1 pseudogene is annotated in these 361 nt (G+C 47.4%); it reads right to left on the bottom strand.

Going from position 1 to position 361, the window contains the following annotated elements:
• Positions 1–16 precede the first annotated feature (16 nt).
• A pseudogene (locus tag HBA93_RS19365) lies at positions 17–361 on the bottom strand (alpha/beta fold hydrolase); the annotation flags it as partial.

Consider the following 361-nt stretch of genomic DNA (forward strand, 5'->3'; position numbering starts at 1 on the left):
GCCTTGTTTGTATCTTTCAGACTAATTTGCTTAAAATTTCATTGGCTTTGGTCCATAAAATGGCGCTGCCGTCATCTTCAAAGTGATGCAATTGCGCATTTTTAATCCGCTTTGAAAGTGACACGCCAAAGTCCGGAGAATGCACGGGGCTTGTATCTTTTAGTCCGTACCAGAGATAAACAGGGCAGGTGATGTCTTCCAGTTTGAATGGCCATGGCGCCATCGCCAGAATTGTATCGCGTGCATAGCCTGCAGCGCCCTGTTGAAAGCCTGCATTCAATGCCGCTCTGTAAGCAGGAGCAAAATCTTCGCTGGCATAGATCAGGCGATCCTGTTCACCGCTCATGGTTTCAATCATGTG

The organism is Ochrobactrum sp. SFR4 (genome assembly GCF_019730395.1).
GTDB lineage: Bacteria > Pseudomonadota > Alphaproteobacteria > Rhizobiales > Rhizobiaceae > Pseudochrobactrum.